This window comes from Phenylobacterium sp. (genome assembly GCF_965284355.1).
Classification (GTDB): Bacteria; Pseudomonadota; Alphaproteobacteria; order Caulobacterales; family Caulobacteraceae; genus Phenylobacterium.
The window spans coordinates 354,372-376,951 of record NZ_OZ260078.1; the positions used below are offsets into that span (position 1 = coordinate 354,372).

The 22,580-nt window shown below is 68.7% G+C and carries 23 protein-coding genes; 11 read left to right on the plus strand and 12 right to left on the minus strand.

The window, feature by feature from the left end; genetic code table 11:
- Positions 1-109: 109 nt before the first annotated feature.
- The 10 genes from ACQ66R_RS01765 to fabD form a co-directional block, all read right to left on the minus strand.
- Positions 110-622 (minus strand): hypothetical protein, encoded by a 513-nt coding sequence (locus tag ACQ66R_RS01765; RefSeq protein ID WP_430418687.1) that lies wholly within the window; start codon positions 620-622, stop codon positions 110-112.
- A gap of 363 nt (positions 623-985) precedes the next feature.
- Complete coding sequence (locus ACQ66R_RS01770) at positions 986-1,624, minus strand: hypothetical protein (RefSeq protein ID WP_430418689.1); 639 nt, start codon at positions 1,622-1,624, stop codon at positions 986-988.
- An 8-nt stretch (positions 1,625-1,632) separates the two neighbouring features.
- Positions 1,633-2,115, minus strand: coding sequence for a hypothetical protein (locus ACQ66R_RS01775; protein WP_430418690.1), 483 nt, complete (start codon positions 2,113-2,115; stop codon positions 1,633-1,635).
- Positions 2,116-2,381: 266 nt separating this feature from the next.
- Positions 2,382-3,104 (minus strand): guanylate kinase, encoded by a 723-nt coding sequence (gene gmk / locus ACQ66R_RS01780; RefSeq protein WP_430418692.1) that lies wholly within the window; start codon positions 3,102-3,104, stop codon positions 2,382-2,384.
- Between the two features lie 155 nt (positions 3,105-3,259).
- A complete protein-coding gene (locus ACQ66R_RS01785; RefSeq protein ID WP_430418694.1) occupies positions 3,260-4,141 on the minus strand; it encodes a YicC/YloC family endoribonuclease in 882 nt (293 codons plus the stop codon).
- Between the two features lie 106 nt (positions 4,142-4,247).
- Complete coding sequence (mltG, locus tag ACQ66R_RS01790) at positions 4,248-5,237, minus strand: endolytic transglycosylase MltG (protein WP_430418696.1); 990 nt, start codon at positions 5,235-5,237, stop codon at positions 4,248-4,250.
- Positions 5,238-5,286: 49 nt separating this feature from the next.
- A complete protein-coding gene (gene fabF, locus ACQ66R_RS01795) occupies positions 5,287-6,567 on the minus strand; it encodes a beta-ketoacyl-ACP synthase II (protein ID WP_430418698.1) in 1,281 nt (426 codons plus the stop codon).
- 94 nt (positions 6,568-6,661) lie between these two features.
- Positions 6,662-6,901 (minus strand): acyl carrier protein, encoded by a 240-nt coding sequence (locus tag ACQ66R_RS01800; protein ID WP_293363422.1) that lies wholly within the window; start codon positions 6,899-6,901, stop codon positions 6,662-6,664.
- Positions 6,902-7,022: 121 nt separating this feature from the next.
- Positions 7,023-7,763, minus strand: a complete 741-nt coding sequence (gene fabG, locus ACQ66R_RS01805; protein WP_430418700.1) for a 3-oxoacyl-[acyl-carrier-protein] reductase — start codon at positions 7,761-7,763, stop codon at positions 7,023-7,025.
- Positions 7,764-7,771: 8 nt separating this feature from the next.
- Positions 7,772-8,716, minus strand: a complete 945-nt coding sequence (gene fabD, locus ACQ66R_RS01810) for an ACP S-malonyltransferase (protein WP_430418701.1) — start codon at positions 8,714-8,716, stop codon at positions 7,772-7,774.
- 86 nt (positions 8,717-8,802) lie between these two features.
- On the opposite strand from fabD, the gene ACQ66R_RS01815 reads away from it, so the two are divergent.
- Positions 8,803-9,882 (plus strand): zinc-binding dehydrogenase, encoded by a 1,080-nt coding sequence (locus ACQ66R_RS01815; protein WP_430418703.1) that lies wholly within the window; start codon positions 8,803-8,805, stop codon positions 9,880-9,882.
- 24 nt (positions 9,883-9,906) lie between these two features.
- Here the strand turns inward: ACQ66R_RS01815 and ACQ66R_RS01820 are convergent, their stop codons facing one another.
- Entirely contained in the window at positions 9,907-11,181 is a 1,275-nt protein-coding gene (locus tag ACQ66R_RS01820; RefSeq protein ID WP_430418705.1) for a tetratricopeptide repeat protein, read from the minus strand.
- A gap of 458 nt (positions 11,182-11,639) precedes the next feature.
- Here ACQ66R_RS01820 and ACQ66R_RS01825 point away from each other — a divergent pair, with 458 nt between their 5' ends.
- The 6 genes from ACQ66R_RS01825 (at position 11,640) to ACQ66R_RS01850 (ending at position 17,912) form a co-directional block, all read left to right on the plus strand.
- Entirely contained in the window at positions 11,640-12,167 is a 528-nt protein-coding gene (locus tag ACQ66R_RS01825; protein WP_430418707.1) for a DUF4402 domain-containing protein, read from the plus strand.
- 37 nt (positions 12,168-12,204) lie between these two features.
- Positions 12,205-12,669 carry a hypothetical protein gene (locus tag ACQ66R_RS01830; RefSeq protein WP_430418709.1) on the plus strand — a complete coding sequence of 155 codons (465 nt, stop codon included), beginning with the start codon at positions 12,205-12,207 and terminating at the stop codon, positions 12,667-12,669.
- Positions 12,669-13,571: a hypothetical protein gene (locus ACQ66R_RS01835; RefSeq protein WP_430418710.1), complete on the plus strand. Its 903-nt coding sequence runs from the start codon at positions 12,669-12,671 to the stop codon at positions 13,569-13,571. Before ACQ66R_RS01830 ends, ACQ66R_RS01835 begins: the two co-directional genes overlap by 1 nt.
- 31 nt (positions 13,572-13,602) lie before the next feature.
- Entirely contained in the window at positions 13,603-16,323 is a 2,721-nt protein-coding gene (locus tag ACQ66R_RS01840) for a hypothetical protein (protein WP_430418712.1), read from the plus strand.
- Positions 16,320-17,315, plus strand: a complete 996-nt coding sequence (locus ACQ66R_RS01845; RefSeq protein ID WP_430418714.1) for a DUF4402 domain-containing protein — start codon at positions 16,320-16,322, stop codon at positions 17,313-17,315. Before ACQ66R_RS01840 ends, ACQ66R_RS01845 begins: the two co-directional genes overlap by 4 nt.
- A gap of 63 nt (positions 17,316-17,378) precedes the next feature.
- The gene (locus ACQ66R_RS01850) at positions 17,379-17,912 is read left to right on the plus strand and encodes a peroxiredoxin (protein ID WP_430418716.1); all 534 of its coding nucleotides are present in this window, start codon (positions 17,379-17,381) and stop codon (positions 17,910-17,912) included.
- Positions 17,913-17,916: 4 nt separating this feature from the next.
- On the opposite strand, the gene ACQ66R_RS01855 is transcribed toward ACQ66R_RS01850, so the two are convergent.
- On the minus strand, positions 17,917-18,405 hold the full coding sequence (locus ACQ66R_RS01855) for a DUF2059 domain-containing protein (RefSeq protein WP_430418718.1): 489 nt from the start codon (positions 18,403-18,405) through the stop codon (positions 17,917-17,919).
- Positions 18,406-18,615: 210 nt separating this feature from the next.
- On the opposite strand from ACQ66R_RS01855, the gene rpsF reads away from it, so the two are divergent.
- The 4 genes from rpsF to ACQ66R_RS01875 all read left to right on the plus strand — a co-directional run bounded on the left by rpsF (position 18,616) and on the right by ACQ66R_RS01875 (position 22,508).
- On the plus strand, positions 18,616-18,978 hold the full coding sequence (gene rpsF, locus ACQ66R_RS01860; protein WP_293363437.1) for a 30S ribosomal protein S6: 363 nt from the start codon (positions 18,616-18,618) through the stop codon (positions 18,976-18,978).
- Positions 18,979-18,996: 18 nt separating this feature from the next.
- A complete protein-coding gene (rpsR, locus tag ACQ66R_RS01865) occupies positions 18,997-19,272 on the plus strand; it encodes a 30S ribosomal protein S18 (RefSeq protein WP_421935634.1) in 276 nt (91 codons plus the stop codon).
- 13 nt (positions 19,273-19,285) lie between these two features.
- On the plus strand, positions 19,286-19,870 hold the full coding sequence (rplI, locus tag ACQ66R_RS01870) for a 50S ribosomal protein L9 (protein WP_430418721.1): 585 nt from the start codon (positions 19,286-19,288) through the stop codon (positions 19,868-19,870).
- 166 nt (positions 19,871-20,036) lie between these two features.
- Complete coding sequence (locus tag ACQ66R_RS01875; RefSeq protein ID WP_430418722.1) at positions 20,037-22,508, plus strand: TonB-dependent receptor plug domain-containing protein; 2,472 nt, start codon at positions 20,037-20,039, stop codon at positions 22,506-22,508.
- Positions 22,509-22,580: the final 72 nt, after the last annotated feature.

Sequence of the window (22,580 nt, forward strand, 5' to 3'; positions counted from 1 at the left end):
GCCCGCGGATAGGTATCGTGTCTCCGACAATCCCACATGGCATCGCCGCCCCGGCGGGAGCCGGGGCGGCTTCTCGAGTCCGTTAGCCTGGCCGCGGAGGGCCCCGCCCTTACGTGGCCAGTTCAAAGGGCCGGTAGTTGCGGCGGTTGCCCTTCCCCTCGCGGATCCGGTCGGCCGCGAGCACCACCATGGCGAGGCCCGCATTGATGAGCGCCAGGCTCAGGTGCGCGCCGCGGTCGCCCTTCAGGCCCATAGCCTCGATCTCTGCGGCCGTACGGCCAGCCGCGAGCGCCTCCATCAGCGGGCCGTAGTTGGGAATGTTCCAGCCCAGCCAAGGCGTCAGATGGGCGACGATGAACACGGTGGAGAGCGTCAGCGCGCCGACGGCGCCCCAGACGCGGGTCTTCGGCACGATGAGCACGATGGCCAGCAGGCCGGCGATGGCGCCCACGACGTAGCGCGCGTTGGGCTCCAGCCATGCGATGCCGGTCTGGGCCTCGGCCCAGCCGAAGATCGGGTGGATGTCCACGCCCACGAACTTGGGCCAGACCCAGAGCGCGACCAGGCTCAGGGCCAGCAGGGTGGCGCCCGCCCAACTCCAGATACGAGAGTGATTGATCATGTCCGTCCTCCGTTTTTCGGTGCGGAGACGGGAGGAATGGCCCAGCTCCGCAGAGCGGCCCGACATCACGGTCAGGAAGGACCGCCAGAGGGGCCCGGGCCAGAAGCTTGACGTTGTGTCGCGCCGAAGGTTTTCAAGAGCTGGCGCCGGGATTTTTGTTTGGCTTTGAGCGGCCCGCCGCCGACACCCCTGGCCGCATGCTGGACATGACCGGCCCCCAGACCGCCACCCTCATTGGAGCCGGCCTCCTGGTCTTCGGATAGCGACCCGCATGGCCGCCGGGGCGTCCTGCGCGCCGCCGAAGCCAGCGCCCGAGGATAGGTATCGTGTCCCAAAATCTCCGGATCCCCTTCCGAAGTCCCCCTACTCCGGCGTGGGAAGGTTCAGGACCTTGCAGCTGGCGGCGTCCCGCTTGTCGCATGCCCGCTTAAACATCAGCTTGGCGATGTCTTCACTCTTGTCGCCGCCCTGACCCGCCACATACATCGTCCCGGCGTACCGGCAGGCCTTTGCGACCAGGTCGCCCGACCCGCCGCAGCCCGCGGTGAACATGCTGCGCGCCCGGACCCAGTCCTTCGTCACGCCCGAGCCGACGTAGTAGATCATCGCCCCTGTCTGGCACGACCAGGAGTCCTGCAGGCCGCAGCCGCGATCGAAGAGCTTGGCCATGCGTGGCCAGTCGGGCGTCGCGCCCGGCGCGGCCAGATTGGCGGCGGCCTTGCCGCACGCCGCGCCGGACATGTGCTCGCAGCCCTGCAGCAGGATCTCCACCGCCCTCTCGCGGGTCTCCGCCGACGGCGCGCCCTCCAGCAGCCTGACCCCCAACGCGAGGCAGCTGTCTCCGTCCTTCTTCCGGCATCCCGTTTCCAGGTCCGCGACCGCCGCGCCGTCGCGCGCGGGCGCCTGCGCCATGGCGGGGAAGGCCGCGACCGACGCGGTCAAGGCTGCGATCGCGGTCGCGGTCGCGCGCCGAAGGATGTTGGCGATCCGGGTCATGGTCATCCCGCGCCTCACTTGCACCGGCGCCGGTCGGCGTTGAGCTCGCGCATCACATCAGCGACCTTGATCAGCGATCCCGCCGCCTTGACCACGTCGGCCGGATGGTCCTCGGCCCTGGCCTTGCCGTAGTAGCCGACGGCCTTCTTCAGTTCGCCGCAGGGGTCCTTGACGAAGGGCGAGCCGGTGAACCCGTCGACGCTGCGGCAGAAGGCGCGATGCCCCTCGGCGGCCCAGATCGGCGCTGAGCCCCCGATCTTGAGCAGCTCGCCGCCAACGCCGCTGCAGGCCTCTTTCATGTTGGCGTTGAACTGGTCCCGCGATGTGACCTGGGACTTGGCCGCCGCAATCAGCCGTGCAGACCGTTCCACCCAAATCGTCGGGCCATCACCGCGGAAGTCGATCGCGAATGCCGGCTGCGCCGCCAGCATTGCGGCGGCGAGAACAGCCAGATGGGCGGCGGGGGCGAGGCGAAGCGCACGGGACAAAGGTGTCATGCCCCTCAGCTACCCGGCCCGCGCGTCCGCCCGCCTCCCCCTTTCGGGGGTCTGCGAAAACCGGAGGAGAGGAGTGTCTGAACGGCGGACGCACCGGGCGTTTCTGGAGACGTTCGAGCGAGCCGCAGCCGAGCGGGTGGCTGTCAGCGGTCTGTCGGCAGGCGCAGTGGTGTGGGAGTCTTGTCGGTTGGACGCCAGGCGCGCCTATCCTCGAAACTCGCCGAAATTCGCAGCTTGGTTCGAGCAATCAGGCGCTCGCCCGCCCCCTACTTCTGCACCGGCCGCAGCATCGTCGTCCGCGGGGGCGCACCAGACGGGTCATGCTCCCCCGCCGCCTCGGCCAGCAGGTCCGCCACAAACCCCGGCAGCCACACATTCCGACCCGGCTTCATGCGCTCCGCGCGGTAGATGTGCTGCAGGTCGGCATAGGCGCGGTCGAAGTTCTTGTTCACGATGACGTAGTCGTAGCTGCCCCAGTGCTGGATCTCGAGCTGACCCAGGCGCAGACGCTGCTCCATGATCTGTTCCGAGTCCTGGGCGCGGGCCTTCAGGCGCCGCTCCAGGTCGCCCCAGGAGGGCGGCAGGATGAAGACGCGGACCGCGTCGTTCGGGGTCTTCTCGGCCACCTGCTGGGCGCCCTGCCAGTCGATGTCGAAGATTACGTCGTGGCCGGCGTCCAGGGCGGCATCCACCGGCGCGCGGGGCGTGCCGTAGTAGTTGCCGTTGACGGTGGCGTACTCCAGCAGCTCGCCGCGCCCGATCATCGCCTCGAACTGCTCGCGCGTCTTGAAGAAGTACTCGCGCCCCTCTTCCTCGCCCGGACGCGGCGCGCGCGTGGTGGCCGAGATCGAGAGGATCAGGCTGTCATAGTCGGCCACCAGGGTGCGCGTCAGCGATGTCTTCCCCGCCCCCGCCGGGCTCGACACCAGCAACAACAGCCCGCGCCGCGTGGTTTCCCACGGCTTCGAATGATCGTCCGACGGACTCACCCACACCCCCAAGTAGAGCCGCCTTGCGGCTCAAGAAAACCACGGAAAACACGGAAAACACAGAAGAAGACTGACTGCAGCAGCGGCCGAACCCTGACCGTGACCATTCCGTGTCTTCCGTGTTTTCCGTGGTTGAATCAAGCGCCTACGGCGCCTCACTCCACATTCTGCACTTGTTCGCGGAACTGCTCGATGGTGGCCTTCAGGTCCAGGCCCACGGTGGTCAGGGCGCCCAGCTGGCTCTTCGAGCACAGCGTGTTGGCCTCGCGCATGAACTCCTGGGTCAGGAAATCCAGCCGGCGGCCGACCGCCGCGTCGCTCGCCAGCAGAGTGCGGGCGGCGTCGACATGCCCGTTCAGCCGGTCGATCTCCTCGCGGACGTCGGCCTTCACGGCCATGGCGGCGGCTTCCTGGACGATGCGCTCCTCGGTGGCCGCCTCGCCCGCCAGCTCCTTCAGCCGCGCCTCAAAGCGGGCCTTGATGGCGGCGGGCTGATCGGCGGCGATGGCGTGGGCCTGGTCCGACAGCTCGCCGATGCGGTCCACCTGCCCGCAGAGCACCGGCAGCAGCGCCGCGCCCTCCTGGCGGCGCGCAGCAAACAGGCCGTCCAGCGCCACGCCGATCGAGGCGGCCATAGCGGCCTCCAGCTCGGCCTGCGCTTCGGGATCCAGCCCCGCGTCGTCGGCCTCGATCACGCCGCGCAGCGCCAGCAGGCCGTCCAGCCGGGCCGGCGCGACACGGCCCGCGGACACGAACGGACTTCCGATCTCCAGGAAGCGCTCCAGCTGCGCGACGTTCACCCGCACCGAGCCGGCGCCCTCGCTGCGCTTGGCCTGCACGCCCACGGTCACCTGTCCGCGCTGGAACCGGCTCTGGGCGCCCTCGCGCGCCGCCCGCTCCAGCCCGTCGAACCCCGGCGGCCCCCGAAACCGGACGTCCATGTTGCGCCCGTTGACGCTGCGCGCCTCGACCGCCCAGGTCCACGCCCCCAGCGCCCCCTCGGCCCGCCCGAACCCCGTCATCCCGGATATCGGCATCAGCGCGCTCCTTCCGATCTCGGCGCGCCGGCGCCGATCCTGTTCGTGTGGTTCGTGTGGTTCGTGGTTGAATCAAAGCGGCGCTGACGCGCCACAGCGCCGGCTCTCATCGCCCGGCCCGTTCGCGTTCGATCTGGCGCCAGCGCGCGACGTTGCGCTGGTGCTCTTCGTAGGTCTCGGCGAAGGCGTGCCCGCCCGTGCCGTCGGCGACGAAGAAGAGCTCGTTGGTCGAGGGCGGGTTCAGCACCGCCTCCAGCGAGGCGCGCCCCGGGTTGGCGATCGGCCCGGGCGGCAGGCCGGCGACCTTGTAGCTGTTCCACGGGCTGTCGGCGGCCAGTTCCGAGGCGCGGATGCCGCGGCCCAGCGGCCGCCCCTTGGTAAGGCCGTAGATGATCGTGGGGTCGGTCTGCAGCAGCATGCCCTTGCGCAGCCGGTTGACGAAGATCGCCGCCACCCGCGGCCGCTCGGACGCCACGCTGGTCTCCTTCTCGACGATTGAGGCCAGGGTCACCGCCTCGGCCTGGGTCGAGTACGGGAGGCCCGGCTGTCGCTTGGGCCACAGCTCGGCCATCACCTCGTCGTGGGCCGCCTGCATGCGCCGGATCACCGCCTCGCGCGTCTCGCCGCGCTGGATCTCGTAGCTGTCGGGCAGGATCGAACCCTCGGGCGGCTCGGCGACGTCTCCGGTCAGCACCACCTCGCGGTTCAGGGCGTCCGCCACCATGCCGCTGGTCCAGCCTTCCGGAATGGTGACCAACCGGCGCACGACGCGCCCGGCGCGCACGTCGGCCAGCACCGAAGCCATCGAGGCGCCCGAGGCGATCTCGTACTCGCCGGCCTTCAACTGGCTCGCCGAGCCGGTCAGCCGGGCGGCCAGGTTGAACAGCCCGGCCGAGGAGATGACGCCCGCGTCCTTCAGGGTCTCGGAGATGCGCCCGACGCCCGCGCCGCGCTCGAGCACGACGGCGGTCACCTCGCCGTCCCTCGCTTTGGGCCCCGGGCCGGCAAAGCTCCACACCGCCGCCAGGGCCAGCAGCAGCGCAACGCCGGCTGCGGCGGCCCCGCCACGGAACGCCACCTTGCGCCGGCGGCTCATCGGCCCCTCCTCCGCCTTGCGATGGCGAGACCGGGGGCCGCGTCCGGCGTCACGCGTACTTCTTGAAGATCACGCAGGCGTTGGTGCCGCCGAAACCGAAGCTGTTCGACATGGCGACGTCGATCTTCATCGGCTTGGCCTTGTGCGGCACGAGGTCGAGGACCGTCTCAACGTCGGGGTTGTCGAGGTTGATCGTCGGCGGCGCGACCTGGTCGCGGATCGCCAGGATCGCAAAGGCCGCCTCCAGCGCGCCGGCGGCGCCCAGCAGGTGGCCCGTCATCGACTTGGTCGACGACATGGTCTTGCCCGGCGCCGAACTGCCCAGCAGCCGCTCGACGGCGCCCAGTTCGATGCCGTCGGCCATGGTCGAAGTGCCGTGCGCGTTGACGTAGTCGATGTCGGCGGCCTTCAGGCCGCTATCCTTGAGCGCCGCGGTCATGGCGCGGAAGCCGCCGTCGCCGTCCTCGCTGGGGGCGGTGATGTGATAGGCGTCGCCCGACAGGCCATAGCCCGCGACTTCGGCGTAGATCTTCGCGCCGCGGGCCTTGGCGTGCTCCAGCTCTTCGAGGACCAGGACGGCCGCGCCCTCGCCCATGACGAAGCCGTCGCGGTCCTTGTCGTAGGGCCGGCTGCCCTTCTCGGGCGTGTCGTTGAAGGCGGTGGCCATGGCGCGGCAGGCGATGAAGCCGGCGATGCCGACCGGGACCACGCTGGCCTCGGCGCCGCCGCAGATCATCACGTCGGCGTCGCCGTACTTGATCAGCCGGGCCGCGTCGCCGATGGCGTGGGCGCCCGTGGCGCACGCCGTCACCACCGCGTGGTTGGGACCCTTGTAGCCGTAGCGGATCGAGACCTGGCCCGAGATCAGGTTGATCAGGGCCGAGGGGATGAAGAACGGGCTGACCTTGCGCGGGCCACGCTCGTGCAGCTCGATGGCCGTCTCGGCGATCGTGCCCAGGCCGCCGATGCCGGAGCCCAGCAGAACGCCGGTGCGCTCGCGCCCTTCGTCGTCCTCGGGCAGCCAGCCGGCGTCCTTCACGGCCTCATCGGCCGCAGCGACGCCGTAGAGGATGAAGTCGTCGACCCGCCGGCGATCCTTGGCCGACATGGTCTGGTCGGGGTCGAAGCTGCCCTCGATATCCGGGCCGCCGCCGCCGCGACCGTCGACCCGCGGCACTTCGCAGGCGATCTTGCAGGCGTAGTCGGTGGTGTCGAACGCGGTGATCGCGTTGGCCCCGGACGTGCCCGCCAGGATCCTCTTCCAGGTCAGTTCCCGGCCCTGCCCCAGCGGGGTCAGGAGACCGATGCCGGTGACGACGACTCGACGCATGTGCTGGCCTCAAAAGCGAACCGCCGCGCCTCGAGGTTCTACCCTAGGGACGCGGCGGCTCTTTGAAACGATTCTAGGTCGCGCGCGGGGGCTGTTAGGCGCCCAGTCGCTCGGCGATGAACTTCACCGCGTCGCCGACCGTCTGGATGTGCTCGGCGGCGTCATCCGGAATCTCGATATCGAACTCTTCCTCGAACGCCATGACCAGCTCGACGTTGTCGAGGCTGTCGGCGCCCAGGTCGTCGATAAAGCTGGCCTTTTCGGTCACCTTTTCGGGATCCGCATCGAGATGCTCAATGACAATCTTGCGGACGCGTTCAAGGACGTCGGACATTCGTAGGGTCCCTCAGGGGTTAGTCAGGTCATTGCATCGGCGACGGCGACGGTGAAGTCAACTGCCGCTTGGGCGTTCAAATCCGCGGGGCGGTTAGCACGTTCCCCGCAACGGGCGAAAGTCAGATCATCACCATGCCGCCGTTCACATGCAGCGTCTGGCCGGTGACATATCCCGCTTCGTCAGACGCCAGATAGGCGCATGCGGCGGCCACGTCACCCCCCGAGCCCAGCCGACCAGAGGGGATCTTGCTCAGGATGGCTTCCTTCTGCGCATCGTTCAGCCCGTCGGTCATGGGGCTCTCGATGAAGCCCGGGGCGACGCAGTTCACGGTGATGCCACGACTGGCGACTTCCTGGGCCAAGGCCTTGGAAAACCCGATCATTCCAGCCTTGGAGGCAGCGTAGTTGGCCTGGCCGGGATTGCCCATGACGCCGACCACCGAGGTGATGCCGATGATGCGGCCGAAGCGGCGCTTCATCATACCGCGCATGGCGGCCCGGCTGAGCCGGAAATAGCTCTCCAGGTTGACCTTGATCACGGTCTCCCAGTCCTCGTCCTTCATGCGCATCAGAAGGCCGTCCTTGGTGATGCCGGCGTTGGCCACCAGGATGTCCAGCGGCGCCCCGGCGGCCTTCTCGGCGGCCTCGATCAGGCCATCCACGGCGGCCGAATCGGAGAGGTTCGCCGGAGCCACGGCCGCACGCGCCTTGAGGCTGGCGGCCAGCTCCTGCAGCACCGCCTCGCGGGTGCCCGAAAGCACCACATTGGCCCCGCGGGCGTGCAGGGTCTTTGCGATCTCGGCCCCGATGCCCCCGGTGGCGCCGGTGACGAGAGCGGTCTTGCCGGTAAGGTCGAACATGCTGCCTCTCAGAACGACTTGGCGAAGGCTTCAAGGTCGGCCGGGCCGTTGAGCGGCACAGCCTCGACGTCGGGAGCGATGCGCTTGGCCATCCCCGACAACACCTTGCCGGCGCCGGCCTCGGCGAACCGCGTGACGCCGCCGGTTTCGGCCATCCAGAGCATGCTCTCGCGCCAACGCACCCGACCCGTGACCTGCTCCACCAGCATCCAGCGGATCGCCTCGGGATCGTTGGTGGCCTGTGCCGTCACATTCGCGACCAACGGGGCCCGCGGGCTGACGATGGTCGCCGACGCGAGCGCCTCGGCCATCTCGTCGGCCGCCGGCTGCATGAGCGGGCAGTGGAACGGCGCGGAGACGTTCAGCGGAATGGCGCGCGCGCCGAGTTCCTTGGCCTTCTCGATAGCGCGGTCGACCGCGGCTCTGTCGCCCGAGATAACGACGTTGCCGTTGTTGTTGTCGTTAGCCACGACGCAGACGCCCACCTCGGAGCCCGCCTTGGCGGCCTCTTCGGCCAGGGCGAGGTCGGTCTTGGGGCCGATCAGCGAGGCCATGGCGCCCTGCCCGACCGGCACGGCGCGCTGCATGGCCTGACCGCGCAGCTTCAGCAGGCGCGCGGTATCCGACAGGCTGATGGCGCCCGCCGACGCCAGCGCCGAATACTCACCCAGGCTGTGACCGGCGACGAAGGCGGCCTTCTCGACGGCGACGCCGAAATCCTTCTCCAGCGTCCGCATCACCGCCACGCTGACGGCCATCAGAGCCGGCTGGGCGTTCTCGGTCAGGGTGAGTTGGTCCTCGGGACCACCCTTCATCAGGGCCGACAGCTTTTGGCCTAGCGCCTCGTCCACTTCCTGGAAGACTTCCCGGGCGGAAGCGAAGGCATCAGCTAAGTCTTGGCCCATGCCGACGGCCTGACTGCCTTGTCCGGGGAAGAGAAAGGCGAGGGTCATGCGATCCCGCTCCTAGTGAGTCCGAGGCGCGAGGGTTAGGGGATAGAGGCAGCGCAGACAAGAATGACGAGTTGGGGAGTTAATTCATGAAAGCTGTGATCCGACGGGATAAGCGCCTCGTCTGCGACGAGATCGCCGACCTCACCCCCGGCGCCGGCCAGGTCCTGGTGAAGACCCTGGCGTGCGGCATCTGCGGGTCCGACCTGCATGCCCTGCATCACATGGAGCACATGATCGACCTGTCGCGTCGCGCCGGCGCGCCCGATAACGGGTTCGATCCGGCCGCCGACACGGTGTTCGGCCACGAGTTCTGCGCCGAGATCCTGGATCATGGTCCTGGCTCGCCCAAGACCCTGAAGGCCGGAACCCGTGTGGTCAGCGTGCCCGTGACCCTGCACGGCGCCGGCATGGAGGCCCTGGGCTTCTCCAACCGTCTGCCCGGCGGCTTCGCGGAGCGGATGCTGCTGACCGAAGCGATGATCCTGGAGGTCCCCAACGGTCTGCCCACTGACAAGGCGGCCCTCACCGAGCCCTTCGCGGTCGGGGCTCACGCGGTCGCCAAGGCGAAACTCGAGCCGAAGTCGGTCTCCCTCGTCGTCGGCTGCGGTCCGGTGGGCCTGGCGGTGATCGCCGGTCTTAAGGCCAAAGGTCACGGTCCGATCATCGCCGCAGACTTCTCCCCGCGCCGCCGCGCCGCCGCCGAGAAGCTGGGCGCCGACATTGTCGTCGACCCCGCAGTCGAGAACCCGCACGAGCGCTGGGACTCCCTGGGCGTGCCGCGCAGCCGCGCCGCCCAGTCCATGATGCGGATGATGGGCAACACCATCGCCCAGCCGGTGGTGTTCGAATGCGTGGGCTCTCCGGGCGTCCTTCAGTCGTTGATCGAGGCCGCGCCGGCCGGCGCGCAGATCGTCGTCGCGGGCGTCTGCATGGAGACCGACAAGATCGAGCCCTCGATCGCCATCACCAAGGAGATCGAACTCACCTTCGTGTTCGGCTACACGCCCGACGAATTCGCTCTGACCCTGCGCCAGTTGGCCGACGGGATCATCGATGTAGAGGGCCTGGTGACCGGATCGGTCGACCTGGGCGGCGTCGCAGGCGCCTTCACCGCGCTCGGCGACCCGGAAGCGCACGTGAAGATCCTGGTAAAGCCCAACGGCTAGCGGACGACGCGACCGTTCGGAAACCTAGGGCCGACGCGCCAGCTCGGGGTGATCGCGAAGGTAGGCAGCCGCGGCGGCTCTGAGCTGCGGCGTCACCACGCCGTCGGCGGGCCCGACATAGTAGCCTTGCCGCGCGAGCAGCGTCTGGGTTTCTGCCAGCGTCGTCGCCGGCGGCACAAGAGGGTCAGGGTCGCGAGCCGCTGCGGGAGCCGGGCCGGGCTGGAACGCGCCGGTGTCCCGATCGAGCCCGGCGCGCTCGGCGGCCGACAGTCGGCCAGCCAGCTCCACCTGCTTCTCTCGGGCGGCCAGATCACCGGCGTTCGCGGCGATGGAGAACCAACGGTAGGCTTCACGCAGATTGCGCGACACGCCCCGCCCGGACTCGTACAGCACGCCGAGATTGAACTGGCTGTCGACCACGCCGCGCTCGGCGGCGCGCCGGAACCAGGCCGCGGCTTCCTCGACGTCGCGGGGTCCACCGTCGCCCTCCGTCAGGAAGAGCCCAAGGTTGTGCATGGCGACGCGACTGCCGCCGCCGGCGGCTCGCCGGGTCCAGAGCCTTGCGGCCGCAAGGTCCCGCGGGAGCCCTGCCTTTGCGGCCTCATAGAGACTGGCCAGATGCAGCTGCGCGTCGGGGTCCCCCGCCTCGGCGAGAGCTGTGAGCCGTGGAAGCGCAGCGGTCTCACCGCGGGCCAGGGCCGCCTGGACGGCTGCGAACGAGTCCTTCGACGCTGGAGCGGCCGTCGGGGCCCTTGGCGCGCCCGAAACCGCTGCGGCCGAGCTGGCCGACCCCTCTTGCGGGGTCAGCCCGGGGCGCAACGGGAGCGCCGGGCGGTGAATCCGAAGTCCTTCGACGACGATCGCGGGCAAGGCCTCAGGCCTGGCCGCGACCACTGCGACAGCGCCGGTCACCGCCAGCGCCGCCAGCGCCGAAGCCGCAACCAGTACGGCGCGCACTGGCCCTGGGTCTCGAACGGCCTGCGCCGCGTCCAGCGCCTCGAGCGCTGCGGCATGACCGGCAGCCTCGGCGTCGAGTCGGGCCGAGAGCGCAGCCAGCGCGGCCAGGAGCTGGTCGATCCGCTCCTGCGACTGGGACTCGGACCGCGCGAGGCGTTGCGCCAGGGCGTTCAGCGCCCCGATCAGCGACTGGACTGTCGAAGCCGGGAGGGTGTCGGCCTCCCCGCCCCCCAGCCGAGCCTCAAGGCGCGCCAGGATCGCGCGCATGTCCTCAAGCGCGCGGACCGTGCGCTCGTCCTCGGGCAGGAACCCGGTCGGGATGGGCCAGCCGCCCTCCGCCATCTCTACTCCGTCAGCCGGCGTCTTTGCGAGACGCACAGGTAGGACCGCGCACGGCGTGGCGCAGGCAACGCCCCCACTCCAGGGGAACGGCAGGTTCCATGCCAAGTCTGCGGTTCGATACTGCGCCGGGATGGCAAGGACAGCCACGGGATTCGCCTGGAGCGGGCGCCATCTCGACCTGCGGCTCTTCTTCGCCAGTCCTTCACGGAATGAATACTCCAGGTCTGAGACCTGAGGCTAGTCAGCCCATAGAGCTCGACAATTGACCGCCCCCGAGTTGGAGCCTCGCCAACTTGACAGTGAATGGACGCGGTTCTACGCACGCCGTATGGCTAACGGATGGTAAAGGCTAGCGCCACAACCTCCGGCGCCATCTCGCTCTACTTTTCCCCGGACAGGGGAATATTTGTCACCTCGGGTTGGCCGGGGCCGCGCATAGAACAAGTCGGGAGTGCCGAATGAAGCTCCGTATCGCCATCTTCGCTCTGGCCGCCGCCAGCGCCGCCGCGCTCTCGGCCAACGCCGCTCCGGTGAGCGGCAACACCACCGCGCAGGCCAACATCGTCTCGCCGAACCAGGTAACCGCCACCCGCGCTCTGCAATTCGGATCAATCGCGAAACCGACCACCGGCTCGAACACGGTCACTGTCGCGTCAGCGGCGTCGAGCGCCGCGACGCCCACGCTGTCGGGCGGTGGCAATGCGTTCATTCCCACCTCGGGACAGGCCGCCGCCGCGACCTTCCGGATCACCGGAACCGCCGGTCAGACCTATACGGTGACCAACAACACGCTGGCCTTCCCGACCGCCGGCGCGAACCTCACGGGTATTGGCTCGGAAAGCCCCGTCGCCGCCAGCGGAACGCTGAACACCCTGCCCGGCTCGGGCCAGGACGACCTGTTCATCGGCGGCCACTTTGACATCTCGCCGACGACGGCCGTTAACACATACAACGGTACGCTGAGCGTCACCGTCGACTTCAACTGATCGGGGGCCGGTCAACCGGCCTGCAGGTTTCCCGGGCATGATCCGAGCCGCCGCCATCGCCGTCGCGTTCGTCGCCGCCACGCCCGCGGTGGCCGCGGACGCGCGCGCGCAGGCCCAGGCGACAATCCTGGATCCGGCCATGCTGCGGCTGATCTGGCCGGCCGCGTTGCCCAGCGTCACGGGCTCCGCCGACGGCGCGCGCTTCGTGGGCCGCATCCCATCCATGGGCATGGCGATGATGATGCCCGCCAATGCGCGCCTGGTGATCCAGCGCCAGGACGAATTGGGCGAGACCGCGCCGACAGGCTTCGAAGTCGTCAGCGCCGGTCCGGGCCGCGGCTACATCGTGCGGACCAGCTACACTCCTGACGCGCTTCAGTCCCTGGACGGCCTGATCGTCGGCGGCGACCTGCCCGGCAGCGCCGCCGCCAGCATCGACGTGGCGCGGAATCCCGCGGTCGCCTCGACGCAGGCGCTCATGGTCGTGGTCCAGTACAACTGATGCGTCCGGCCATCGCCCTGGCTCTCGCGCTGTCGGCGAGCGCCCTGGCCGGTCCCGTGGTCGCCCAGCCCGTCGCGGCTGCGCCCTCGGTCAGCGCCTTCCTCAACATCACACCCAAGCGCCTGACGTTCGACCGCAACCGGCGTAACGGGACCGTCTACCTGCTGAACCAGGGCGTGGGTCCGGTGACCGTGGACATCGCGATCGTCGACCGCGTGATGTTGCCCGATGGCCAGATCGCCCCGGTGACCGAGGCGGAGAGACGAGACGATGTGAAGGCCGCCGCCGCAGCGCTCAAGTCGGCCCGCGAACTCCTGCAGGTCTCGCCCCGCAGGGTGACCCTGCAGCCAGGCCGCCCGCAGACGGTGCGCGTCCGCCTCTCCACCCTCCCGGATTCTGCAGCAGGCGAGCATCGCAGCCACCTGACGGTCACCACACTGCCGCCGTCCGACACCGGTGTGACAGCCGAGTCCGCGGCCGCCGGCGGCGCGCCCAGCGAACTGCGCTTTCAGATTACCGCCGTGTACGGCCTGTCGATCCCGCTGATCGTGCGCCCCGCCGACGCCCAGGTGGGCGCGACGCTGGAAGGCGCGCGGCTGGAATACGGCGATACACCCGGCGACGGGCGTACGCCGGCCCGCAAGTTCGCCGTGGTCGCCCTCGATATCGTCAGGGGCGGCGCCAGTTCTGTGTATGGCAATTTCGAAGTGCGTGTGGCCGGCGCGCCGAAGGGCGCCGAGCCGCTTGGGGTGGCGCGGGGGGTCGGCGTCTATCCTGAAGTCGCACGCCGGGCTGTCCGGATCCCACTTAGCCGAGCGCCGGCTCCCGGCGAGCGGCTGGAGGTGACCTTCACGGACGACGACACGTCACCGGGGAAGGTCCTTGCCAAGGTCGCGCTCTAGCTGCGCGGCGCCCCTGGCGGCCGCTTTCCTTGTGCTCGGACCACCCGCGCTGGCGGCCGAGCCCGCGCCTGCCTCGCCGCCGGCCGCGGTCCGCACCTACGCCACGCTCGATCCAGGCAGCCTGCTGCTGTTCTCGGCGACGATCGACGGCGTCACCCTCACGGAAGGCCTGGGCGCCTATGGCCTCGCCAGCGACCCGCTGATCCCGGTCGGGGAACTCGCGCGCCTGCTTGAGGCCGACATCGACGTGGCGCCGGTCGAGCGACGCATCACCGGCCGCCTGGGCCAGGCGCGCACGCCGCTGCTGGTGGATCTGAACGCGGGCGTCGCCCGCGCCGGCGGCCGCGACGTCACTATCGGCGAACGCGACGCCGCCGTCACGCCGACCGAGATCTATATCCGGACGTCCGTGGTGCAGAAGCTGCTGGGCCTGACCATCGAGGTCGCCGACGACGAGCTGACCCTGCGGATGCGGGCGTCCGAGAAATTCCCCGTCCAGGCCCGACTGGAACGCCAGGCGCGCCGGCCCGACCAGGGACAGCCGGGCCAGAACAACGAGGCGACGCTGCAGGTCGCCGAGCCCTATGCCTTCTTCAGCCCCCCGGGCCTCGACGTCGTACTGGACGGCGGATTCCAATCGGGCGGCAACAGCAGCACGTTCCGCTACGACCTGCGCTTCGCGGGCGACCTCTTCTGGTCGAACCTTCAGGGCTACCTTGGTTCTGACGAGGAAGGGCGCGCCACCAACGCCCGGGTCATGCTCCAGCGACGCTCGCTGGAGGGCGACATGCTGGGGCCGTTTCGGGCCCGCGAGGTTAGCGCCGGCGACGTCTACACACCGGCCCTCACCATGGGCGCGCGCAGCGTGGCCGGGGCCGGCTTCGCCTTCTCGACCGCGCCCCTGGAGCAGACCAGCGTCTTCAACCGGATCGACCTGCGCGGCGAGCTTCCTCCCGGCTATGACGTCGAGCTCTATGTGAACGACGTGCTGCGCAACAGCACCAACCAGGCCATCAACGGCCGCTACGAGTTCCTGGACATCCCGCTCTCGCCCGGCATCAACGTGGTGCGCGTGGTGACCTATGGGCCGCGCGGCGAGCGTCTCGAAGAGATTCAGGTCGTGAATGTCGGCGCCGCCCTGCTGCGGCGCGGCGAGGCGCAGATGGCGTTCGGCATCGTCGAGCAGGATACGCCGCTGCTTCGGCCGCGCCGCACGAGCCGTCCGCTGATCGGCGACCCGGCCCTGTTTGCGAACAACGGCGTCCGCGCTGTGGTGTCTGTGAACTACGGCCTGACCGACCTGATCAGCCTCACGGCCGGCGCCGCGCGCATCCCCCAGCCAGGCGGCGGCGCGCTCGGCGTCTACAGCCTGGGGGGGCGCACGTCGCTCTTCGGATTGGCCACCCAGCTGGACGCCGCCTGGAACGGTGACGGCGGCGCGGGCGTCTCGGTGGGCGCGGCCGGCCAGTTCGGGCCGCTCTCGGCGGTCCTGCGCCACGCCGAGTACCGCGACGGCTTCATCGACGAGACGAACCTGTCCTTCGACGCCCGCTATCGCGTCGAACGCCGCAGCGAGTTGACCGTGGACTCCAACGTCAACCTGCGCGGCCGCATCGTTCCGGTCTCGATGCGCGTGCTGACCAACAACTACGAAGGCCGATCGTACGACATGATCGCCGCCGCGCGGGCCTCGTCGGGCATCGGCGCGGTCCTGCTGTCGGCCGGCCTGGAGTACGAGCGTCGCCACATGCGGCCGGCGGCGACCGACGAGACGCTCAAGGGCTACGTCACCGCCTCGACGTTCCGCAGCTACAAATGGCAGGTGCGAACCTCGCTGGATTACGATGTCCTGCCCGACTTCAAGGCGCGCTTCCTCAGCCTGACGGTCGACCGGCGGCTGTCCGACACATGGTCGCTGCGATTCGGCGTGGGCCAGCCGTTGGACAACACCCATGACTGGAATGTCGTCGCGTCGAGCATCTACGCCACGCGCTATGGCGACTTCGCCCTGACCGGCGAGTACGACAACACCGACGCGGACTGGCGCGTCGCTGCGCAATGGAGCTTTGGCCTGGGCTACGACCCCGAACGCGGCCGATACAATATCCTGCGCACCGGACCGGGCTCGGGCGGCTCGGTGCTGTTCAACGCCTTCCTGGACGAGAACGGCGACGGAATCCGTCAGGCCAGCGAGTCGCCGGCTCCCAACGTCGCCCTGGACGGCGCGGCGCGCGGGGCGGTCACGGGGCGGGATGGTCGCGTCCTCGTCACCGGCCTCGGCGCCGGCCCCACCGCCTACATGGATGTGAACCTGGAGAAGCTGGACAACCCCTCGGTCGCCGCGCCGCCGACAAAGGTCCAACTGCGGCCGCGGCCGGGCCGCACGGCGCGGGTCGACTATCCGATGCGTCCTACGGGCGGCGTGATGGTCAAGGTCGAACTGCTGCGCGACGACGGCCAGCGCGTGGGTCTGGCTTCGGTGCGGGTCCAGTTGGTGCGGCCGGGCTCGCCGCCCATCGACAGCGTCACCGAGTTCGACGGCTCGGCGATGTTCGATGCCGTGCCGGTCGGCGGCTGGCGCGTCCAGCTGGATCCGCTCCAGGCCGCAAAGCTGCGCATGCGGCTGGAAGACGGCGCGACCATCGACATCCAGGGCGACGGGGACATGGCGCCCGACGCGGTCGTCCAGGTGCGGTTCGATCCGCCGCTGGCCGATACGACTGTCGCCGCCGCCGAGGGCGGGCCGCGATGATCCGCCCCCTCCTCGTCGCGCTGATCGCAGCCTGGGCGCTACCCCTCGCGGCGGCCGCCGCGACGTGGACGGTCAACGTCACCGGGCCGATGGAACTGGGCTCGGTCGGCGCCGCCGTCACCGGCGACACCGTCTTCCGCGTCGATCCCGCGTCAGGCGCCGTCAGCGTGGTCAGCGGCGCGGGCCGTCGCCTCACCGGCGGCAGCGCCCGAGTGCAGGTCGATGTGTCGTGCCGTCCGTCCCGTGGGGTCGACAACGCCTGCATCAACAACAACGTCATGATGCGCGTCGGCGTGATCGGGACCTTGTCGGGGCGGGCGCGGGCGTTCACCGCCTTCAACGTCAGCATGGGCACCGCCAGCCTGGTTTCGGGCCCGACAGGCTCCAACCCGCTGCAGTTCACCCTGGCCCCCGTGGGGAACAATACCGTCAGGACGTTCTTCGTGGGCGCCGATTTCCCCGTGGCCGGCGACGACTCCGGCCTGCCTAGCGGCCTGGGTGAGAATGGCTTCTATGTCTACGCGGTCGATCCCGGCGGAGCGACGCTGGCGGGCGACGCCGACAAGGGAAAGGTCACCGCCTACCGCTCCCTGTCGCTGGCCAAGACCGGCGACCTGAACTTCGGCCGCATTCAGCTCCCGACCGGCGGCAGCAGCACGATCAGCCTCAACCCCAGCAACGGGGCCCGCACCGTGAGCGGCAACGCCTTCGCCTATCCGACGCCGGCGCCCACGCGCGGCGCCTTCACGATCTCGGGCGAAGGCGGGCAGCAGGTGTCGCTGACCATTCCCACGACGATCCAGATGACCTCCAACGCGAACACGTTGAGCGTCAACGTCACCAGCAACGCCCAGGCCACGCCCCGTTTGTCGGGAAACCTGGGCGCCGCCGGGACCTACGACTTCGCGGTCGGGGGCAACTTTTCGATCACGCCGACAACCCCCGTGGGATCCTACTCGGGCATCCTCACCGTGAGCGTCGACTACAACTGAGCCTTTCTCTAGAGTAGGTGAGATAGACCTCCCTGCCTGCCGCTACCGAAGGATCTTCGAGCCATGACCCGTCTCGCCTTGCTCGCGGCCGTCGCCGCGCTCGCCGCCACCCCGGCTCTCGCCGCGCTGAAGGAAGGGGCCAAGGCGCCCGACTTCACCCTCCAGGGCTTCCAGGCCGGCAAGGCGCTGACCTTCTCGTTGGCCGAAGCCCGCAAGAAGGGGCCCGTGGTGCTCTACTTCTTCCCGGCCGCCGACACCGCCGGGTGCAACATCGAAGCCAAGATGTTCGCCGACGCGATGCCCCAGTTCGCGGCCAATGGCGCCACGGTGGTCGGCGTCACCGCCGGCAAGCTGGACCAGCTCCAGCGCATCTCGGCCGAAACCGACAAGTGCTCGGGCAAGTTCCCGGTCGCCGCCGACCCGGGCGCCAAGGTCGCCAAGGAGTACGACGCGACCCTCCCGGCGGGCATCTCGAACCGCACCTCGTACGTGATCTCGCCCTCGGGCCAGATCCTGCACGTGCACTCCGAGATGAACCCGACCCAACACGTGAGCGAGACGCTGGGCGCCGTGAAGGCCTGGAAGGCCAAGAAGTAGTCCGCTACTCTTCGCAACCCCCGATTTCGCGGCAGAGGTTCGTTTCGAACGCTTTCTCGATTTCGGGGGTGAGGGCCGTCAGGGTGGGCGCGAGCCGCGCAGTGAAGATTGGCGTCTTTGCCAACAGCGACCGACCAAGCGGGCTCTCGTAGTACTCGATCGCCGCCTGCATTTCGGCCTCGGTGAAGACTTCCGCGATGACCGGGATCATCGCGTCGAGCATCCGCGGAGAGATTTCGCGTGCGGTAGACGCACCGACCTTCCCGATCGCCGCCTTCATTTCCGTTGGTAGCGTCTCCCCCTTCTCACGCAGCTTTTGCTCCACCATCGCGGGCACCATATTGTCCATGATGGCCGCCATCTGCGCCTCGAAGTTGATCGCCCGGGCATAGCGTCTTGCGAGGTCCAAGGCGCGAGGCGAGGGTTCGGCGAGAGCCGGCGTCGCACCGGCCAGAACAAGTCCCGCCAAAGCGACGGCCGGCCAGAAGCGCATTTCGAATCCTCCCACGCACTGTCACGATTGCGGCGCGCCGCTGTTGCAGCAAGTGGCGAAACGCCTTGCTCATTCGGTCCTTTTCCCCTATGAGCGCGCCTCTTCACGGAAGGCGGTCCCTCGCGAAATCACTCGTGGCCTGGGATCCATCGTAGCCGGCGGACTTCCGCTTGCCGGCCGCGCCGCCTTCCACAACGGAAGAAGGAAAACATGGCGCTCTACGAGCACGTCGTTATCTCGCGGCAGGATATCTCGCCGCAACAGGCCGAAGCCCTCAACGATCAGCTGAAGCACCTCATCGAGGAAGGCGGCGGCAACGTCGCGAAGATCGAGTACTGGGGCCTTCGCAACCTCACCTACCGGATCAAGAAGAACCGCAAGGGTCACTATTCCCTGCTCGCGATCGACGCCCCGGCCGACATCGTGAAGGAAATGGAACGCCAGCTGTCGATCAACGAAGACGTGCTGCGCTACATGACCGTTCGCGTCGATGAGCTCGATCTCGAGCTTTCGCCGATCCTCGCCCGCCGCGATCGCGACCGCGAACGCCGCGACGACGCCCCGCAATTCTAAGAAAGGGAGGCTCATCACATGACTGACGAAACCTCCACGGCCCCTGCCGCCGGCGCTTCCGCGGGTGGCGCTCGCCGTCCGTTCTTCCGCCGCCGCAAGGTCTGCCCGTTCTCCGGCGCCAACGCCCCGAAGATCGACTACAAGGACGTGAAGCTGCTCCAGCGCTACGTCTCCGAGCGCGGCAAGATCGTGCCGAGCCGCATCACCGCGGTCTCCGCCAAGAAGCAACGCGAGCTGGCCAAGGCCATCAAGCGCGCCCGCTTCCTGGCGCTGCTCCCCTACGTCGTGAAGTAAGGGAGAGGCTCAGATGAAAGTCATTCTGCTCGAACGGCTCGAAGGCTGGGGCGTCCTGGGTGACGTCGTCACCGTGAAGGACGGCTACGCCCGCAACTTCCTGCTGCCCCGCCAGAAAGCGCTTCGCGCCAACGCGGCGAACCTCAAGGTGTTCGAGGCGCAGCGCGCCGAGATCGAAGTTCGCAACGCGAAGGCCAAGGAAGCCGCCGGCAAGGCCGGCGAAAAGCTGGACGGCACGTCCTACGTCATGATCCGCCAGGCCGGCGAGAGCGGTCAGCTCTACGGTTCGGTTGCGGGTCGCGACGTGGCCGATGCGGTGAACGCCGAAGGCGGCAAGATCGAACGCTCGATGGTCGTGCTGGACAAGCCGATCAAGACGCTCGGCCTGCACGAAGTGAAGGTGCGCCTGCACTCGGAAGTGACGATCACCGTCACTCTGAACATCGCGCGCAGCCAGGACGAAGCCGAGCGCCAGGCGCGCGGCGAGAACGTGATCAACGCCCAGTTCGAGGAAGAGCGGGAGGCCGCCGAACTGGCTGCCGCCGACATGCTCGAAGGCGGTGCTGGCTCGCACGAGATGTCCGGCTACGACTCCTAAGGGGTCCTGACGGCACGAGACGACTGACGGCGCGGAACCCCTGGTTCCGCGCCGTTTGTTTTGCGCTGTTGCAATATTGTCATTTCCGTCAAAACCGAGGCTTCCTAGCTTCACCTGATCGAGGCCCGGGGACTGCACCACCCGGCCGCCACTCCAGGGGAGCTATATGCGCCAACGTCACCTACTCTTTGCCGCGGCCTCCGTCGCGAGCCTGCTGGCCGTCGACACGGCCTACGCCCAGGCCTCCGAGTCCGAGGTCGGCGAAGTCATCGTCACCGGCACCCGCGTCGCCAACCGCTCGGCGCTGCAGACGGCTGCGCCCGTCGATGTCATCGGCGGCGCCGAACTGACCAAGTCCGGGATCACCGAGGTGAACCAGGCGCTCTCGGTCGCCCTGCCCTCGTTCAATTTCCCCCGTCCCGGCCTCGCCGACGGCACCGACACCATCCGCCCGGCGACCCTGCGGGGTCTGGCCCCCGATCAGACCCTGGTCCTGGTCAACTCCAAGCGTCGCCACTCGGCCTCGCTGGTCAACATCAACGGCACGATCGGCCGCGGCTCGTCCGCCGTCGATATGAACACCATCCCCTCGTCCATGGTGCAGTCGATCGAAGTGCTGCGGGACGGCGCCTCGGCCCAGTACGGCTCGGACGCCATCGCCGGCGTGATCAACGTGCGCCTGCGCGAGGCCCGCGAGGGCGGCAATATCACCGCCAGCTACGGCGAACGCCTGACGCGCGTGAAGACTCTGGTGGACGCACCGCCGGCCGGCGCGAACTACACCGTCGCCGACAAGGCCAACTACACCCGCCATGACGGCGAGACGATCAACCTGAACGGCTGGGTCGGCCTGCCGCTCGGCGAAGCCGGCCACTTCACGGTCGGGGCGGAATACCTCGACCAGAAGAAGACGATCCGAACCGCGCCCGACTGGCGCCGGCAGTATTCGGCGACGGGCGCGTTCGACCCGCGCGAGGCCACGTTCAATCGCTACAACGCCTGGTTCGGCGAACCCGACCTCGAGCAGTGGACCATCTTCGCCAACGCCGGCTACGACGTGTCCGACACCACCAAGCTGTACGGCTGGGCCAGCTACCAGAACCGCGACTCGCTCTCGGCCGGCTTCTTCCGTCGCGCCCTTGACGATCGGAACATCACGGCGATCTACCCCGATGGCTTCCTGCCCCTGATCAACCCCGAGGTGACCGATCTGTCGGTGGCCGGCGGCGTCGAATGGAAGTTGGGCGAGTGGGACATGGACACCTCGCTGGTCTACGGCCGCAACAAGATGGACTTCACCATCCGCAACACGCTGAACCGGTCGCTGGGCCCGACCAGCAAGACGGTCTTCGACGCCGGCGGATTCGCGTACGATCAACTGGTCGGCAACATCTCGGCCGTGCGCACCTTCGATGTGGGCCTGTCGTCGCCGCTCAACGTGGCGGCCGGCGTCGAGCTGCGTCGCGAGGGCTATGAGATCTTCGCCGGCGAGCCCGACTCGTACCGCAACGGCGGCGCGCTGCTGAACGGCGCGCCGACCGCGTCGGGCGCCCAGGTCTTCCCGGGTTTCCGTCCGGCCAACGAGGTCGACAAGCACCGCACCTCGGTCGGCGCTTACGTCGATCTGGAAGCCAACGTCACCGAGAAGCTGCTGGCCTCGGGCGCGATCCGCTTCGAGCACTACTCGGACTTCGGTGAGACGGTCACCGGCAAGGTTGCGCTGCGCTACGATGTCAACGACGCCTTCGCCATCCGCGGCTCGATCCAGAACGGCTTCCGCGCACCCTCGCTGCAGCAGCAGTACTTCGCGACCACTTCGACCAACTTCATCAACGGCGTCCCGTTCGACATCACGACCTTCCCGGCCACCGACCCGGTCGCCCGCGCCCTGGGGGCCCAGCCGCTGGACGCCGAAGAGTCGATCAGCTACGCCGCCGGCGTCGTCTTCCGGTCGGGCGCGTTCAGCCTGACCATCGACGGCTACCGGATCGAGGTCGACGACCGCATCGTGCTGTCCGAGAACCTGACCGCGGCGAACGTCCGGGCCTTCCTGACGGCCCAGGGCTTCATCGGCATCGGCGGCGGCCGCTTCTTCATCAACGGCGTCGACACCACCACCAAGGGGGTCGACATCATCGCCAACTACAAGGTGACGACCGAAGAGATGGGGCAGTTCGCCTTCACCCTGGGCGCGAACTTCAACAGCACCAAGGTGACCAAGGTGCCGGCGACGCCCCAGCTTGCGGCCCTCAACCCGGCCCCGATCCTGTTCGACCGCGTGAACGTGCTGACCTTCGAGGAAGGTTCGCCAGACTCGAAGTTCACCGGCTCGATCGACTGGTCGAAGGACGCCTTCGGCGCCACCGTGCGGGCCACCCGCTACGGCAGCGTCCTGGTCCCGGGCACCACCCAGGCCCTCGACATCACGCTCGACTCCGCAGTCCTGATCGACCTGGAAGCCCGTTGGAACGTGGTCGAGAACGTGCGGCTGACGGTGGGGGCGGACAACGTCTTCGACGAGTATCCCACGAAGCTGCCCCCGCTGCTGAACAGCACGTCCAACACGCCGTTCTCCAACTACTCCCCGTTCGGCCGCTCGGGCCGCTACGTCTACGGTCGGGTTTCAGTGAGCTTCTAGTCGGACCTACCGACGTCCGAATCTGACGGCGGCGCGGGCGATGAGTCCGCGCCGTTTTCCGTTGGAGTGCGA

Coding starts and splice junctions, on each gene's coding strand:
- ACQ66R_RS01765 (WP_430418687.1), bottom strand. CDS start 622: ATGATCAATCACTCTCGTATCTGGAGTTGGGCGGGCGCCACCCTGCTG.
- ACQ66R_RS01770 (WP_430418689.1), bottom strand. CDS start 1,624: ATGACCATGACCCGGATCGCCAACATCCTTCGGCGCGCGACCGCGACC.
- ACQ66R_RS01775 (WP_430418690.1), bottom strand. CDS start 2,115: ATGACACCTTTGTCCCGTGCGCTTCGCCTCGCCCCCGCCGCCCATCTG.
- ACQ66R_RS01785 (WP_430418694.1), bottom strand. CDS start 4,141: ATGCCGATATCCGGGATGACGGGGTTCGGGCGGGCCGAGGGGGCGCTG.
- mltG (WP_430418696.1), bottom strand. CDS start 5,237: ATGAGCCGCCGGCGCAAGGTGGCGTTCCGTGGCGGGGCCGCCGCAGCC.
- fabF (WP_430418698.1), bottom strand. CDS start 6,567: ATGCGTCGAGTCGTCGTCACCGGCATCGGTCTCCTGACCCCGCTGGGG.
- ACQ66R_RS01800 (WP_293363422.1), bottom strand. CDS start 6,901: ATGTCCGACGTCCTTGAACGCGTCCGCAAGATTGTCATTGAGCATCTC.
- fabG (WP_430418700.1), bottom strand. CDS start 7,763: ATGTTCGACCTTACCGGCAAGACCGCTCTCGTCACCGGCGCCACCGGG.
- fabD (WP_430418701.1), bottom strand. CDS start 8,716: ATGACCCTCGCCTTTCTCTTCCCCGGACAAGGCAGTCAGGCCGTCGGC.
- ACQ66R_RS01815 (WP_430418703.1), top strand. CDS start 8,803: ATGAAAGCTGTGATCCGACGGGATAAGCGCCTCGTCTGCGACGAGATC.
- ACQ66R_RS01820 (WP_430418705.1), bottom strand. CDS start 11,181: ATGGCGGAGGGCGGCTGGCCCATCCCGACCGGGTTCCTGCCCGAGGAC.
- ACQ66R_RS01825 (WP_430418707.1), top strand. CDS start 11,640: ATGAAGCTCCGTATCGCCATCTTCGCTCTGGCCGCCGCCAGCGCCGCC.
- ACQ66R_RS01830 (WP_430418709.1), top strand. CDS start 12,205: ATGATCCGAGCCGCCGCCATCGCCGTCGCGTTCGTCGCCGCCACGCCC.
- ACQ66R_RS01835 (WP_430418710.1), top strand. CDS start 12,669: ATGCGTCCGGCCATCGCCCTGGCTCTCGCGCTGTCGGCGAGCGCCCTG.
- ACQ66R_RS01845 (WP_430418714.1), top strand. CDS start 16,320: ATGATCCGCCCCCTCCTCGTCGCGCTGATCGCAGCCTGGGCGCTACCC.
- ACQ66R_RS01850 (WP_430418716.1), top strand. CDS start 17,379: ATGACCCGTCTCGCCTTGCTCGCGGCCGTCGCCGCGCTCGCCGCCACC.
- ACQ66R_RS01855 (WP_430418718.1), bottom strand. CDS start 18,405: ATGCGCTTCTGGCCGGCCGTCGCTTTGGCGGGACTTGTTCTGGCCGGT.
- rpsF (WP_293363437.1), top strand. CDS start 18,616: ATGGCGCTCTACGAGCACGTCGTTATCTCGCGGCAGGATATCTCGCCG.
- rpsR (WP_421935634.1), top strand. CDS start 18,997: ATGACTGACGAAACCTCCACGGCCCCTGCCGCCGGCGCTTCCGCGGGT.
- rplI (WP_430418721.1), top strand. CDS start 19,286: ATGAAAGTCATTCTGCTCGAACGGCTCGAAGGCTGGGGCGTCCTGGGT.
- ACQ66R_RS01875 (WP_430418722.1), top strand. CDS start 20,037: ATGCGCCAACGTCACCTACTCTTTGCCGCGGCCTCCGTCGCGAGCCTG.